The 14,930-nt window shown below is 71.8% G+C and carries 14 protein-coding genes; 8 read left to right on the plus strand and 6 right to left on the minus strand.

Annotation, left to right across the window (positions count from 1 at the left end; genetic code table 11):
* Positions 1-61: 61 nt before the first annotated feature.
* The 5 genes from pqqB to H537_RS0100400 all read left to right on the plus strand — a co-directional run bounded on the left by pqqB (position 62) and on the right by H537_RS0100400 (position 4,111).
* Positions 62-982: a pyrroloquinoline quinone biosynthesis protein PqqB gene (pqqB, locus tag H537_RS0100380; protein WP_028996318.1), complete on the plus strand. Its 921-nt coding sequence runs from the start codon at positions 62-64 to the stop codon at positions 980-982.
* Between the two features lie 29 nt (positions 983-1,011).
* Positions 1,012-1,761: a pyrroloquinoline-quinone synthase PqqC gene (pqqC, locus tag H537_RS0100385; protein WP_028996319.1), complete on the plus strand. Its 750-nt coding sequence runs from the start codon at positions 1,012-1,014 to the stop codon at positions 1,759-1,761.
* Positions 1,758-2,042: a pyrroloquinoline quinone biosynthesis peptide chaperone PqqD gene (pqqD, locus tag H537_RS0100390; RefSeq protein WP_028996320.1), complete on the plus strand. Its 285-nt coding sequence runs from the start codon at positions 1,758-1,760 to the stop codon at positions 2,040-2,042. Before pqqC ends, pqqD begins: the two co-directional genes overlap by 4 nt.
* Positions 2,042-3,211, plus strand: a complete 1,170-nt coding sequence (pqqE, locus tag H537_RS0100395; protein ID WP_051241415.1) for a pyrroloquinoline quinone biosynthesis protein PqqE — start codon at positions 2,042-2,044, stop codon at positions 3,209-3,211. The genes pqqD and pqqE overlap by 1 nt, the downstream gene beginning before the upstream one ends.
* 261 nt (positions 3,212-3,472) lie before the next feature.
* Positions 3,473-4,111: a hypothetical protein gene (locus H537_RS0100400; RefSeq protein ID WP_028996322.1), complete on the plus strand. Its 639-nt coding sequence runs from the start codon at positions 3,473-3,475 to the stop codon at positions 4,109-4,111.
* Here H537_RS0100400 and H537_RS0100405 read toward each other — a convergent pair.
* The 6 genes from H537_RS0100405 to H537_RS0100430 are packed head-to-tail and all read right to left on the minus strand — an operon-like array spanning position 4,098 to position 9,226.
* Positions 4,098-5,432: an ATP-binding protein gene (locus tag H537_RS0100405; RefSeq protein ID WP_028996323.1), complete on the minus strand. Its 1,335-nt coding sequence runs from the start codon at positions 5,430-5,432 to the stop codon at positions 4,098-4,100. The genes H537_RS0100400 and H537_RS0100405 overlap by 14 nt on opposite strands.
* Before the next feature lie 31 nt (positions 5,433-5,463).
* Entirely contained in the window at positions 5,464-6,141 is a 678-nt protein-coding gene (locus H537_RS0100410; protein WP_028996324.1) for a response regulator transcription factor, read from the minus strand.
* A gap of 31 nt (positions 6,142-6,172) precedes the next feature.
* Positions 6,173-7,174, minus strand: coding sequence for a S49 family peptidase (locus H537_RS40250; RefSeq protein ID WP_051241417.1), 1,002 nt, complete (start codon positions 7,172-7,174; stop codon positions 6,173-6,175).
* Entirely contained in the window at positions 7,171-7,593 is a 423-nt protein-coding gene (locus tag H537_RS0100420; RefSeq protein WP_043457943.1) for a Rieske (2Fe-2S) protein, read from the minus strand. Before H537_RS0100420 ends, H537_RS40250 begins: the two co-directional genes overlap by 4 nt.
* Positions 7,586-8,248 (minus strand): HAD family hydrolase, encoded by a 663-nt coding sequence (locus tag H537_RS0100425; protein ID WP_028996326.1) that lies wholly within the window; start codon positions 8,246-8,248, stop codon positions 7,586-7,588. Before H537_RS0100425 ends, H537_RS0100420 begins: the two co-directional genes overlap by 8 nt.
* A gap of 45 nt (positions 8,249-8,293) precedes the next feature.
* Positions 8,294-9,226, minus strand: coding sequence for an RluA family pseudouridine synthase (locus H537_RS0100430; RefSeq protein ID WP_028996327.1), 933 nt, complete (start codon positions 9,224-9,226; stop codon positions 8,294-8,296).
* Positions 9,227-9,865: 639 nt separating this feature from the next.
* On the opposite strand from H537_RS0100430, the gene H537_RS0100435 reads away from it, so the two are divergent.
* From H537_RS0100435 to H537_RS0100445, 3 genes are all read left to right on the plus strand, one after another.
* Positions 9,866-13,054, plus strand: a complete 3,189-nt coding sequence (locus H537_RS0100435) for an Rne/Rng family ribonuclease (protein WP_028996328.1) — start codon at positions 9,866-9,868, stop codon at positions 13,052-13,054.
* 200 nt (positions 13,055-13,254) lie between these two features.
* Positions 13,255-13,521 (plus strand): PAAR domain-containing protein, encoded by a 267-nt coding sequence (locus H537_RS0100440; RefSeq protein WP_028996329.1) that lies wholly within the window; start codon positions 13,255-13,257, stop codon positions 13,519-13,521.
* Positions 13,522-13,546: 25 nt separating this feature from the next.
* Positions 13,547-14,926 (plus strand): hypothetical protein, encoded by a 1,380-nt coding sequence (locus H537_RS0100445; RefSeq protein WP_028996330.1) that lies wholly within the window; start codon positions 13,547-13,549, stop codon positions 14,924-14,926.
* Positions 14,927-14,930 lie beyond the last annotated feature (4 nt).

Genomic DNA, 14,930 nt, shown 5'->3' on the forward strand with positions numbered 1-14,930 from the left:
GGCGGCACGGTGCAAGCCGTGCCGCCCCGCGCACATCCAGATCACGGGATCACGGGACGCCATGCGCATCACCATCCTGGGCTCCGCCGCCGGCGGGGGCTTTCCGCAGTGGAACTGCAACTGCCGCAACTGCGCCGGACAGCGCGCCGGCACCGTGCGCGCCAAGGCCCGCACGCAGTCTTCCATCTTCATCCAGCCCGACGCGGGCGCCGACGGGCTGCTGCTCAACGCCTCGCCGGACCTCCTCCAGCAGATCAAGGCCACGCCGGCGCTGCAGCCCGGGCGCGCGCTGCGCGACACGGCCATCGCCGCCGTGCTGCTGATCGACGGCCAGATCGACCATTCCACGGGCCTGTTCATGCTGCGCGAGCGCAACGGGAAGCTGCCGCTGTGGTGCACCGATGCCGTGGCGCAGGACCTCTCCACCGGCAACCCCATCCTGCGCGTGCTGGAGCATTACTGCGGCGTGGACCGCCGCCGCATCCAGCCTGACGGCACGCCGTTCGAGATCCCGGGCCTGGCGCCGCTGGTGTTCCGCGCCATCGCCCTGTCCAGCAAGGCCGCGCCCTACTCGCCGCACCGTGACGCGCCGGAGCCGGGCGACAACATCGGCCTGCTGGTCACGGACCCGCGCAGCGGCAAGACCCTGTTCTACGCGCCGGGCCTGGGCGAGATCGACGCGCAGGTGTTCGACGCCATGCACCAGGCCGACGCCGTGATGGTGGACGGCACCTTCTGGACCGACGACGAGATGCAGCGCCTGGGCCTGAGCCGCAAGACCGCGCACGACATCGGCCACCTGGCGCAAAGCGGCCCGGGCGGCATGGTCGAGTGGCTGGACAAGCTGCCCGCCTCCACGCGCCGGCTGCTCATCCACATCAACAACACCAATCCCATCCTCGACGAGGACTCGGCCGAGCGCGCCGAGGTCGAACGCGCGGGCATCACCGTGTGCGAGGACGGCATGACCCTCGACTTCTGAACACAACACAACGACAGCGGAGACCCACCATGCGCGCCGACATCCTGTACCAAGCCGCCCCGGCCTACGACGACCGTCCGGCCTGGAGCCGCGAAGAGTTCGAGCTCAAATTGCGCGAGCGCGGACGCAGCTATCACATCCACCACCCGTTCAACGTGATGCTCAACACCGGCAAGGCCACGCCGGAGCAGGTGCGCGGCTGGGTGGCGAACCGGTTCTATTACCAGATCGCGATTCCGGTGAAGGACGCGAACGTGATGGCCAACTGCCCCGACCGCGACGTGCGCCGCGGCTGGGTGCAGCGCATCCTGGACCACGACGGCTTCGAGATCGGCGGCATCAAGGACCCGGGCGGCATCGAGGCCTGGCTGCGCCTGGCGCAAGCGGTGGGCCTGAGCCGCGAGGAGGTCGAGGACCTGCGCCATCTCGTGCCGGCCGTGCGCTTCGCGGTGGACGCCTACATCAACTTCGCGCGCAAGGCGCCGTGGCAGGAGGCGGTGTGCTCCTCGCTGACGGAGCTGTTCGCGCCCGAGATCCACAAGCAGCGCCTGGCAACCTGGCCGCAGCACTACGGGTGGATCGAGTCCGAGGGGCTGACCTACTTCCGCAACCGCGTCAGCCAGGCGCGGCGCGACGTGGAACAGGGCCTGGCGATCACGCTGGACCACTTCAACACCCGTGCACTGCAGGAACGGGCGCTGGAGATCCTGCAGTTCAAGCTCGACATCCTGTGGGCCATGAACGACGCCATGGCGCAGCGCTACGGGGTCAACGCATGACGGGCGCGCCGCCGCTTTCGAGCAGCCCGCGCATCGGCCGCGGGTTCAGGCTGCAGTGGGAGGAAGTGCAGAACTGCTTCGTGCTGCTCTACCCGGAAGGCATGGTCAAGCTCAACCAGAGCGGCGGCGAGATCCTCAAGCGCTGCGACGGCACGCGCAGCGTGGCGCAGATCGTCGCGGAGCTGGAGCAGGCTTTCGGCATGCAGGGCCTGGAGGGTGACGTGGTGGGGTTCATGGAGATCGCCGGCAAGCAGCGCTGGCTGGAGTGGGAGGCCGCCTGATGTCATCCCCCCTGCCCGCCACCAGCGCCGCGCTGGCCGCGGCGCGTCCCGGACCGCCGCTGTGGCTGCTGGCGGAGGTCACGTACCGCTGCCCGCTGCACTGCGTGTTTTGCTACAACCCGGTCGATTTCGCCCGGCACGAGCAGGAGCTGTCCACCGAGGAGTGGCTGCGCGTGCTGCGCGAGGGCCGCGAGCTGGGCGCCGTGCAGTGCGGCTTCTCCGGCGGCGAGCCGCTGCTGCGCGAGGACCTGGAAGAGATCGTCGCCGAGGCGCACCGCCTGGGCTACTACACCAACCTGCTGACCTCGGGCGTGGGCCTCACGCCCCAGCGCGCCCGGACACTCAAGGCGGCGGGACTGGACCACGTGCAGCTCTCGTTCCAGGACTCGACCAGGGAAGTCAACGACTTCCTCTCGCACACCAAGACCTTCGAGCTGAAGCGCCGCGTCGCCGCGCTGATCAAGGAGCAAGGCTGGCCGATGGTGATGAACGTGGTGCTGCACCGCCTCAACATCGACCACATCGACCCGATCATCGCCCTGGCCGACGAGCTGGGCGCGGAGTACGTGGAGCTGGCCAACACGCAGTACTACTCCTGGGCCTTCCTCAACCGCGAGCAGCTGCTGCCCACGCATGAGCAGCTCAAGCGCGCCGAGGCTGTCACCGACGCCTGGCGCCTGAAGCTGGGCGACCGGATGAAGCTGTTCTTCGTGGCACCGGACTACCACGAGGGCCGGGCCAAGAAGTGCGTCAACGGCTGGGGGAACATGTTCATCACCGTCACCCCCGACGGTGACCTGCTGCCCTGCCACACCGCCAAGATGCTGCCGGGCCTCAGCTTTCCCAACGTGCGCGACAGCTCGCTGCGCGCGGCCTGGTTCGATTCCGAGGGCTTCAACCGCTACCGCGGCACGGGCTGGATGAAGGAGCCCTGCGCCAGCTGCGAGCACAAGGAGCAGGACCTGGGCGGCTGCCGCTGCCAGGCCTACCTGATCGCCCGCGACGCCGAGGCCGCCGACCCGGTGTGCGCCAAGAGCCCGCACCACCACCTGGTGCAGGAAGCGGTGCAGCGCGCCGAGAGCGGCGCGCCGGCGCCGGTGCGGGAGCAGCCGCTGGTGTTCCGGGACCCGGGCAATTCGCGCCGGCTGACGCCGGCGGGGGCGCGCTGACCGCCGCCCCGCTCCAGCCCCGGCGCGCGGGAAGGCGCCCACTCACTTCGCCTTAATCCCGCCTTCATCCCGCACTTACAGCATCACTCCTCGAAAACTTCCCGCCGCGCCGCGCGGCGTCTTTCGAGGAACGTGTGTGCTGTCCTTTTCCCTACCGCCTCTGGAACCGGCGGATCCTCCGATGCGCGCCCCGGCCAAGCTGCCGGGCCTGCGCGTTCATGGCCCCGACTCGGCGGGCCGTGACGCCGTCGAGGCCTCCGCATGAACAAGACCCTTGCGGGCCTGCTGGCCCTGTGCGGCGCGCTGCCCGTCCTGGCCACCGCAGCTCCCGTGGACGACGCCGTCACCGAGCTTCAGCACGACTGGGAAGTGATCCGCTACCAGACCCCGACCGCCGAGCGCGAGAAGCGCTTCGAGGCCCTGGCGGCCAAGGCGCACCAGGTCAGCGCGAGCTTCCCCGGCCACGGCGAGCCGCTGGTGTGGGAGGGAATCATCCTCAGCTCCTGGGCCGGCGAGAAAGGCGGCCTGGGCGCGCTGTCCCTGGCCAAGCAGGCCAAGGCGCTGTACGAGCAGGCGATCCAGATCGACGACGACGTGCTCGACGGCTCGGCCTACAACAGCCTGGGGGCGCTCTATTACAAGGTGCCGGGCTGGCCGCTGGGCTTCGGCGACAAGGCCAAGGCCGGCGAGCTGCTGCGCAAGGCGCTGGCGCTCAACCCCAAGGGCATCGACCCGAACTTCCTCTACGCCGAGTACCTGGTGGAGACCAGGCACGCCGACGAGGCGACGCCCTACCTGGAGCGGGCACTGCAGGCGCCGCTGCGGCCGGGCCGCCAGATCGCCGACACCGGGCGGCGCGAGGAGGCGCGCGCGCTGCTGGCCAAGCTCAAGGCGCCTTGACCAGCCGCGCCACCACGCCGCGGCCGTCCGCGCGCGTGCCGTACTCCAGCGCCAGCCCGTGCAGCTCGGTGATGCGCCGCGCGATCGACACGCCCAGCCCGCTGCCGCTCTCGGCCTGACCGTCCAGGCGGTGGAAGCGCTCGCCCAGGTGCTCCAGCACCGGGGCCGGCAGCGGCGGGCCGTCGTTCTCCACGCGCAGCTCGCCGGCCTCGAAGTACAGCGCCACCGTGGAGCCCCGCGGCGCGTAGCGCACGGCGTTGTCCAGCAGGTTGCGCAGCAGCACGGCCAGCAGGTCCGTATCGCCCTGCAGCGGGAAGGCCGGCGTGTCCGCCGGCGGCCAGTGGCAGGCCAGCTCGATGTCGCGCCGCTCGGCCAGCGCCAGCACGTCGCCCATGACCTGCTCCACGACCGGCACCCACGCCACCGGCGCGGTGCGCGGCAGCCGCTCGGTGGCTTCCAGGCGCGACAGCGCCAGCATCTGCGTCACCAGCCGGTCCATGCGGTCCAGCCCGGCGCCCAGGCGCGCCTGGGCCTGCTCGCGCTCGGCCGGGTTGGCGGCGCGGCGCAGCACGTCCCACTGCGCGCGCAGCACCGCCAGCGGCGTGCGCAGCTCGTGCGCCGCGTCGGCGGTGAAGCGCCGCTCCCGCGCCAGCGTGGCCTCCACGCGCGCGAACATCCCGTTCATCGCCACCAGCAGCGGCTGCAGCTCGCTGGGCGCGTGGTCCACGGGCACGGGCTGGAGGTCGTCGGCTTCGCGGGACCGCAGCTCGGCCGTGAGGCCGCGCACCGGCGCCAGCGCCTGCCGCACGCCCCAGGCCATGGCGCCCAGCAGCACCGGCAGCACCAGCAGCCAGGGCAGCAGGTGGCTGAAGACCAGGCTCCACACCACTTCGTCGCGCTCGTGGCTGCGCTGCCCGGCGGCCACCAGCCATTCGCCATTGGGTGACTGCAGGTAGTAGACGTCCCACGCGTCGCCATCGAGCTTCAGCTCGACGAAGCCGGCGGCATCGGACCGGTAGGGCAGCCGCGTGCCTTCGCGGTCCACCAGCTGCAGTTCGCCCCGGGCATTCCAGACCGCGATGGCGGCGTCGCGCAGGTCGGCCTCGCCGGAAGGGCCGCCGCCCTGGGCCGATGCCGGCGGCCCCACGGTGTCGGTCTTGCGCAGCGTGGCCTGCACCTGGCGCGCGAGCCGGATGATGCTGGTGTCGAAGAACTCGTTGACCTCGTGCCGGGTGCGGTTGGCCGACACCACCAGCGCGATGGCCCACACCAGCGGCGCGCACAGCAGCAGCACCACCAGCAGCCGGCGCTGAAGGCTCACGGGCGCCCTCTCGCGCTGCGCGCGGCGGCGCTCACACCAGGCTCTCGGCCGCGCCGAGCGCGTAGCCCACGCCGTGCAGCGTGCGCACCACGCCGGGATGGAGCTTGCGGCGCAGGTTGTGCACGTGGACTTCCAGCGCGTTGCTCTCGGGCCCGGCGTCGCCCCAGTCGTAGAGCTTCTCGCGCAGCTGCGTCTTGGACAGCACGCGCTGCGGATGCATCAGCAGCACCTCCAGCAGCGCGAGCTCGCGGCCGGTGAGCTTCACCGACACGCCGCGCCAGAGCACCTGCCGCGTGGCCGGCGCATAGCTCAGCGCGCCGTGGGTCCACACCTCCTGGGTGCGGCCCGTGGCCCGGCGCAGCAGGGCGCGCAGCCGGGCCGCGAGCTCGTCGATCGAGATGGGCTTGATGAGGTAGTCGTCGGCGCCGGCGTCCAGTCCGGCGATGCGCTGCTCGATGCCGTCGCGCGCGGTGAGGATGAGCACCGGCAGCGCCAGGTTCCTTTGCCCGCGCCAGCGGCGCAGCCACTCCATGCCGTCGGCGCCGGGCAGGCCCAGGTCGAGCACCAGCGCGTCGTAGGTCGTGGCGCCGAGGGCGGCGTCGGCCTGCATCCCGTCGCAGAACCAGTCCACCGTGTGGCCGACCTGGCGCAGGCCCGCCGCCAGCGCCTCGCCGAGCTGGGCGTCGTCCTCGACGATCAGCAGGCGCATGGCGGCCGGACCCCGTGGCGGTGGCGGCGGCTCAGCGCAGGTTCACCGAGGCCTGCAGCGCGCGCACCGCGCCAGCGCCGATGGCCGCGCCGAAGCGCTTGGCCAGACGTTCGGCCACGTTTTCCTTGGGCGTGTAGTCGATGACCTCCTCGGCCTTGACCACCTCGCGCGCGACGTGGTCGAGGTTGCCGAAGTGGTCGGCCAGGCCCTGCGCCACGGCGTCCTCGCCGTTCCAGAACAGGCCCGAGAAGGTCTGCGGCGTCTCCTTGAGCCGGTCGCCGCGGCCGTCCTTGACGACCTTGATGAACTGCTGGTGGATCTGGTCGATCATGGCCTGCGCGTAGGCGCGCTGCTGCGGGTTCTGCGGCGAGAACGGATCGAGCATGCCCTTGTTCTCGCCCGCGGTGATCAGCCGGCGCTCGACGCCGAGCTTGTCCATCAGCCCGGTGAAGCCGAAGCCGTCCATGAGCACGCCGATGGAGCCCACCAGGCTGGCCTTGTCCACGAAGATCTCGTCGGCGGCCACGGCGATGTAGTAGGCGCCGGAGGCGCACATCTCCTCCACCACGGCATAGACCGGCTTCTTATGCAGCGCCTTGAGGCGGTGGATCTCGTCGTTGATGATCCCGGCCTGCACCGGCGAACCACCGGGGCTGTTGATGCGCAGCACCACGGCCTGCGCGGCGCGGTCCTCGAAGGCAGTGCGCAGAGCGGCGACGATGTCCTCGGCGTTGGCCTCGGTGTCCGCGGCGATCTCGCCGCGCACCTCGATCAGCGCCGTGTGCGGGCCGCTGCTGGGCGTGGTCACGTGCGCGCGCTGCACCAGCAGCGCCCAGGCAATGGCCAGGAACAGGCCCAGCCAGGCCAGGCGGAAGAAGATGCGCCAGCGCCGATCGCTGCGACGCTCACGCACGAACTCGCGCGCCACCTGTTCCATCACGGCCTCGTAGCTCGCGCGCGGCGGCGCGGCGGCCTCGCGCCGGGGCGTGGGCGGTGCATCCGGCACATCGCCGGGCCGGGCTTCGTCGTTCATGGTGGGGAGCTCTCTGCAGAAGGTTCAGCCGGCGGGGGCGGCCGGACGTCCGCGCAAGGATACCAATACACCTGCGCGCCCTTTTCCTCGACCCGCAGCGGCCGCAGCCGCCCTCGCCCGCACGGTCCGCCCACGCAGCGGCCCGTGGCCGGCTCGTAGGCCGCGCCGTGGATGGAGCACAGGATCCACTCCCGGCTGCTGTCCAGGAACTCGCCCGGCTGCCAGTCCATCTCCACCGGCACGTGGGCGCAGCGGTTGATGTAGGCCACCACGCGCCCGTCGAAGCGCAGCGCGAAGGCGCGCGCGGGCTGGCCCCACAGCAGCACGTCGAACACCAGCGCCTTGCCCTTCTCGGCCAGGTCGGCGCCGGCGCACAGGCGCAGCGGCGCGGTTTCGACGGCCGGCTTGGGCTCAGGCATGGTCGATCAGCCAGCGGTGCAGCTCGGCCGTGGAGTGCAGCACCGCCAGCGGCCCGTAGGCGTCGAAGGCCTCGTGCGAGTGCGCGCCGTAGCTCACGGCCAGGCTGGGCGTGCCGGCGTTGACCGCCAGCTGCAGGTCGTGCGTGGTGTCGCCGATCATCAGCGTGCGCTCGGGCTCCGCGCCGAACTCGCGCATGAGCTCCAGCAGCATGCGCGGATCGGGCTTGGAGGCCGTCTCGTCGGCGGTGCGGGTGCCGTCAAAAATGCCCGCGATCTGCGCGTTCGCCAGCGCCTCGTCCAGCCCGCGCCGGGCCTTGCCGGTGGCCACGGCCAGCCAGTGGTGGCGGGCCTTGAGCGCCTGCAGCATCTCCAGCGTGCCCTCGAAGAGGCTGAGCTCGTGCTGGCGCGCGAAGTAGTGGTGGCGGTAGCGCTGCGCCAGCGCCGGGTAGCTTGAGGCTTCCAGCCCCGGCACGGCGTGGCGCAGCGCGTCCTGCAGCCCCAGGCCGATGACGTAGGCCGCGGCCTCGTTGGAGGGCACCGGCACGCCCAGGTCGACACAGGCGTCCTGGATGCAGCGCACGATCAGCGCCGTGGAGTCGTAGAGGGTGCCGTCCCAGTCGAAGACGATCAGATCAAAGCGGCGAGGCAGGTTCATGGGGAGCGTGAAGCAGGGTTCGGGCCACAGCGGCGCGGCACACCGTCAGAGATGTTCCAGCAGGCGCACGCACTCCGGCGGCAGCGGCGCTTCGAGCTCGACGCGCTGCCCGGTGGCGGGATGATCGAAGGCCAGGCGCCGCGCGTGCAGGAACATGCGCTCGAAGCGCAGCCCCGGCACCTGCTCGCCGCGCGCCAGGGCGTGGTTGAGGGCGAAGTCGCCGTACTTGTCGTCGCCGGCAATCGGGCAGCCCTCGTTGGACAGGTGCACGCGGATCTGGTGCGTGCGTCCGGTCTTGATGGTCACGTCCAGCAGCGTGAACTTCTGGAAGCGCTGGGCAATGCGCACCAGCGAGATGGAGCGGCGGCCTTCGGCGTGGTCGGCGTCCACCGCGCGCACGCGGCGCTCGCCGGCGGCGTCCAGGTACTTGTGGAGCGCCACGTCGATGACCTTCTTCTTCTCCGGCCAGGCGCCCACCACCAGCGCGGCGTAGGTCTTGCCGGTGTCGCGGGCGCGGAACTGGTCCTGCAGCGCGGTCAGCGCGCTGCGCTTCTTGGCGATGAGCAGCAGCCCGGAGGTCTCCTTGTCCAGCCGGTGCACCAGCTCCAGGAACTTCGCCTCGGGCCGCGCGCGGCGCAGCTGCTCGATCACGCCGAAGCTCACCCCGGAGCCGCCGTGCACGGCCACGCCGGCGGGCTTGTCGATGACCAGCAGGTGCTCGTCCTCGTACAGCAAGGGGAATTCGCGCGCGGGCACCGGCGGCGCGGTGCTGGGCGCGGGCAGCCGCACCGGCGGTACGCGCACCTCGTCGCCGATCTCCAGCCGCGTGTCAGCGCTGGCGCGGCCCTTGTTGATGCGCACCTCGCCCGAGCGGATGACGCGGTAGACGTGCGTCTTGGGCACGCCCTTGAGCACGCGAAGCAGGAAGTTGTCCAGGCGCTGGCCCTGCGATCCCTCGTCCACCGTGAGACGCTGCACGCTCGGGGCGGGTACGGCATTCGCGGTCTTGACAGCCGGCTGCGGGGCTGCGGAATTGGCGCCTATAATGCGTCGGCCCATGTGTGTTGTAAGTGCTTGATTTTTCAGAGTTTACTGGCACTGCAACATGCACCGGCTGCGCGCAAGCGCAAAAACCCGGTGATGCAACGCGATTGCCCGGCGGCGGGCCCGGTCCCCAAGTGACCCGGCAGCCGGCCCGGCACAGCGGAAGAGACACCGTAGAAGAAGCAGCCCCCCTGCTGTGTGGCAGGGACCGAACAAGGTTTTCAAGGGTGCGAGGCCTGCAGGGCCTCGTCCCAGCGTCCAGTGACCGTGCGCATGTTGTCGCCGTCTCCCCTCGAACTGACCGTTAAGCGACCCCGGGATACCGGCGCGGTCGCCGTCGGCCTGCCTGTCGCCGGCGGCGACGGGCCGCGGAGATGCGTCATCGGTGCTTGTTTTGCTGTTGTGCCGCACGCAGCCCCGCTGCCGTGCCAGGCACCTGCTTGATGGCGGCCCCGGGCGATTCCTGACCGACGCTTCTTCCACGTTCTCTCGTGCATCGGACAGCCGCCCATGGAGGACATGGGCGGCGCTGCTGAAGAGAGGCGGCCGCCTGGAGCGGTCGCGGGAGTGCCCATGAAGCGCATGCTGATCAACGCCACGCAGCCCGAAGAGCGGCGGCTGGCCATCGTCGACGGCCAGAAGCTGCTCGACTTCGAAACCGAGATCGAAGGCCGCGAGCAGCGGAAAGGCAACATCTACAAGGCCGTCGTCACGCGCGTCGAGCCTTCGCTGGAAGCCTGTTTCGTCGACTACGGCGAGGACCGCCACGGCTTCCTGCCGTTCAAGGAGATCTCGCGCCAGTACTTCAAGGAAGGCGCCGAGGTCAAGAACGCGCGCATCAGCGACGTGATTCGCGAGGGCCAGGAGCTGCTGGTACAGGTGGAGAAGGAAGAGCGCGGCAACAAGGGCGCGGCGCTGACCACCTTCATCAGCCTGGCCGGGCGCTACCTGGTGCTCATGCCCAACAACCCGCGCGGCGGCGGCGTGAGCCGGCGCATCGAGGGCGAGGACCGTGAAGAGCTCAAGGAGGCGATGGACCAGCTTGAGCATCCCAAGGGCATGAGCCTGATCGCCCGCACCGCCGGCATCGGGCGCTCGGCGGCCGAGCTGCAGTGGGACCTCAACTACATGCTCAAGCTGTGGAGCGCCGTGGACGGCGCGGCCCAGTCCGGCAAGGGCGCGTTCCTGATCTACCAGGAGAGCTCGCTCGTCATCCGCGCCATCCGCGACTACTTCACGGTGGACGTCGGCGAGATCCTGATCGACACCGACGACATCTACGAGCAGGCGCAGCAGTTCATGAACCACGTGATGCCCGAGATGGCAACGCGTGTGAAGCGCTACCGCGATGACGCGCCGCTGTTCAGCCGCTTCCAGATCGAGCACCAGATCGAGACGGCCTTCGCGCGCACGGTGAACCTGCCCTCCGGCGGCGCCATCGTCATCGACCACACCGAGGCGCTGGTGTCCATCGACGTCAACTCCGCGCGCGCCACGCGCGGCGGCGACATCGAGGAGACCGCCAGCCGCACCAACCTCGAAGCCGCCGACGAGATCGCGCGCCAGATGCGGCTGCGCGACCTGGGCGGCCTGATCGTGGTCGACTTCATCGACATGGAGGAGTCCAAGAACCGCCGCGAGGTCGAGCAGCGACTGCGCGACGCGCTGCGCCAGGACCGCGCCCGCGTGCAGTTCAGCTCCATCTCCAAGTTCGGCCTGCTGGAGCTGAGCCGCCAGCGCCTGCGCCCGGCGCTGAGCGAGGGCAGCCACATCACCTGCCCGCGCTGCAACGGCACCGGCCACATCCGCGACACCGAGTCCTCGGCGCTGCAGATCCTGCGCATGGTCCAGGAGGAGTCCATGAAGGACAACACCGCCGCCGTGCACGTGCAGGTGCCGGTGGAGGTGACGAGCTTCCTGCTCAACGAGAAGCGCACCGAGATCACCAAGATCGAACTCAAGCAGCGCGTGACGGTGCTGCTGGTGCCCAACAAGCACCTGGAGACGCCCAACTACAAGCTGGAGCGGCTGCGCCACGACGACCCGCGCCTGGAGAACCTGCAGGCCAGCTACACGATGATCGAGGAGCCCGACGACGAGGTCGGGATCACGCGGCGCGAGAAGACCAAGCCGAAGCAGGAGCCGGTGATCAAGGGCATCCTGCCCGAGACGCCCGCCCCGGTGGCGCCGCCCAAGCCGGCCCCCGCGCCGGCCCCGGTGGCCGCGCCCGCCCCGGCCCCGGCCCCCGCGCTCGCGCCTGCTTCCGCGCCGGCGCAGCCCGCGGGCGGCGGCTTCTTCGGTTGGGTCAAGCGGCTGTTCGGCGTGGAAAGCGCGACCGCCGCGGCGCCGGCCGGCGTGGCTGCCCCGGCCGCGGCACCGGCCGTGGCCGATGCCTACCCCTACCCCGAGGCGCGCGAAAACCGCCGCCGCGACCGCGGCGAGCGTGGTGAACGCGCCGAGCGCGGCGACCGTGGTGGTGACCGCGGCGAGCGCAACGGCCGCCGCGACGGTGGCCGTGGCCGCCCCGAGGAACGCCGCAACGGCGAGGTGCGCGAGGCCCGCAACGGCGAGCGCAACGGCCGCCGCCACGAGGCCCACGAGTCGGTCAACGGCTTCGAGGAGCGTGCCGAGCGCACCGAGCGGGCACCGCGTGGCGAACGCCTGGAGCGCGCCGATCGCGCAGAGCGTGCCGAGCGTCCGGAACGCACTGAACGCGCCGAGCGCGGCGACCGCGGCGACCGCGCGGAGCGTGGTGAACGTGCGGAGCGTGGCGAGCGCGCCGAGCGTCCGGAGCGCACTGAACGTGCCGAGCGGGGCGAGCGTGCGGAGCGCTTCGACCGCGGCGAGCGTCCGGAACGCCAGGAGCGCGAGGAGCGTGGCGAGCGTGCTGAACGCGCCGAGCGCCGCGGCCCGCGTCCCGAGCCCGTGCGTCCGCAGCCGCCGCAGGAGGAGCCGGCCGTGGCGGCCGAGCTGAGCGCGGACCTGGCCGAGGCGCCGGTCTCCGGCGATGAGCTGGACCTCGACGCCCAGTCCGAGCAGAGCCGCCGCCGTCGCCGCCGCCGCAGTGGTCGCGACCGCGAGGAGTTCCGCCTGGAGGGTGAAGGCCTGGAGAACGTGACCGAGGCCGCCGCCGTCGAGGGCGCCGAGATCGTCATCGACGCCACGCCGGTGCCGGCGCTGCAGGCCGAGCCGGCGCAAGCCGTGGAAGCCGCTGCGGCCGAGGCCGAGACGGAAGCCGCTCCCGCGACCGCCGAGGAAGCCGGCGAAGCCGCCGACACGCGCCGCCGCCGCCGTCCGCGCCGCGAGCGCGAGCCGGCCGCCGAGGCCGCTGCCGTGGCCGAAGGTGCCGAGTCCGCGAGCGCCGATGCCGCCGAGGTGGCAGCACCGTTGCCGGTGGAAGAAGGCGCCGTGGCCGAGGAAGCGCCCCAGGCCGAAGCCGCCGCGCCGGCCGTGGAAGCCCAGCCCGAGCCGGTGGCCGAGCAGGCCCCCGCCGCCGAGCCGGCCGCTCCGGTGGCGCAGCGCTTCGAGCTGCCGCTGGACGAGCTGCGGGCGCTGGCCGAGTCGGCCGGCCTGCATTGGGTGCTCTCCGACGAGGAGAAGGTGCGCGTGGCCCAGGAAGCCATCGCCGCCGCGCCCAAGCCGGTGCACGTGCCGCGCGTGATCAAGCCCGTGGTGCTGGTGGACGAAGGTCCGCTGGTGCTGGTGGAGACGCGCAAGGACCTGGCTCAGGTCCGCCTGCCCTTCGAGCTCGAAGCGCAGTGACCCGCGGCCCGGCCCGCGTGCGCCGCCCTGGCGCGGCGCGGGCCGGCCTCAGCGCCAGCTGCTGAACGCATGACGCGGCGCCCGCTCGGGCGCCGCCGCCGGCCCCCTGTCCTGGGGTGTGTCAGGCCCCTTCCGGATCGACACCGGAAACCTTTGCTCTCAATCTTCACGCCTTATCCATGGACATGGAGGCGTGAGCGATGGGCAAACCCGTGATCGTCGTCGGTGACAAGACCAGCCATGGCGGCACGGTGCTGAGCGGATCGCCCGGCACCGACACCCACGGCAAGCCCATCGCGCGGGTGGGCGACAAGGCAACCTGCCCGCTCAAGGGCCATGGCGGCATCACGGTCATCGTCTCCGGCGATCCCACGCTGCTCGTTGACGGCCAGCCGGCCGCTTGCCACGGCCACAAGACGGCCTGCGGCGCCACGCTGATCGCCTCGCAAGGCGCGACGCTGGACTGAGGGCACGCCCCGGGCCGCTGCCGCCATGCGCTCCCTGTTCACGAAATTCCTGCTGCTGGCGGCGCTGGGTGCCGCGACCTGGCTCATCGTGCTGTGGCGCTGGTACGTAATGCAGCGCGTGGTCAGCGTCGAGGACGTGGTGCTGTACCTGCTGGCGTTGCCGCTGGGGCTGTTCGCCTTCGTGCTGGCGATGCGCTGGGCGGTGCTGCGGGGTGCGGCGTCCGCGCAGGCTGCCGCCGAAGCGGCGGCAACGGCACGCACCGCTGGCCAGACGCCCGCCGCGCAGCCTGTGGCACCGCCGGCCTGGCCGCTGCTGGGTGCCTGGGTGAACACGCCGGCGGGCGCGGACCTCGAAGCGCTGCGGGCCGCCCTGGCCGAGGGCGCCCCCCGGCCCGCACCCGATGCCCGGCTGCGTGACCAGGACGGCCTGCCACTGCTCAGCGCCCGCATCCCGGCGCTGGACGTGCCTGCCATCGAGGCTGCCCTCGCAGCCACCACTGGCACGCCGCCGGTAAACGTCTCTCCCGCCGTGCTGCGTGCGCTCGCGGCGCTGGCGCCGCTGATCGACCAGGCGGCAGAGCCGTGGTGCCAGGCAACGGACGCCGCCGCCCCGAAACCCGCGGCACCGCGCCTGCAAGTGCTGGTGCACTGGCCCGCCGCCTGGAGCGCCGCCGAGTCCGAAGCCGCCCAGGCGTGGCTGAAGGCGCGGCTGCAGGTCCTGGCGGCCGATGCGCAGCCCTCACGGCCCTGGGCGCTGCGAAGCGTGGCGGACGGCGGCGTGGCGCTGCTGCGGGAGGCGATCGGCCACGTGGAAGCCGTGCGTGCCGAGAACCAGGACGGCCTGGTGCTGGCGCTGGCCTGCCACAGCGACCTGGACGACGCCGCCGTGCAGCGGCTGGAGCGGGAGCAGCGGCTCTACGCCTTTGCGCGCCGGCCCCGGGGCGTGATGCCGGGCGAGGCGGCGGCGGCGCTGCTGCTGTCGGCCCAGGCGCCTTCGGCCGCCGTAGCGCCGGACGCGCCCGGCGTGGCACTGCGAGGGTTTCAAGCCGCGTGCAGCGAGGCGGACAGGGTCCAACTGCAGGCGCTGCTGTCCCAGTCGCTGGCGGCATCCGGGCTGGAGGCCGCCAGGGTGACCGCGCTGGTTGGCGATGCGCCGCAGCACGTCGATGCGGCCATGGCGCTGTACGCGCTGGCGCAAGCCTCGCTGGCGCATCTGGACGCGGGCACTGACGTGCGCCTGATGGGCACGCTGTGCGGCCACACGGGAGCAGTGGCACCGTTGCTGGCGCTGGCGGCAGCGTGGGGAGAGTGCGCCCACTCTGGCCAGTCGGCGCTGGCGGTGTCGCTTATGGGTGCGCCGTGGCGCATGGTGGCGGCGCTGGTGCCGGAATCCGCCGCGCCTTGAGACG

This window comes from Azohydromonas australica DSM 1124, assembly GCF_000430725.1.
Classification (GTDB): domain Bacteria; phylum Pseudomonadota; class Gammaproteobacteria; order Burkholderiales; family Burkholderiaceae_C; genus Azohydromonas; species Azohydromonas australica.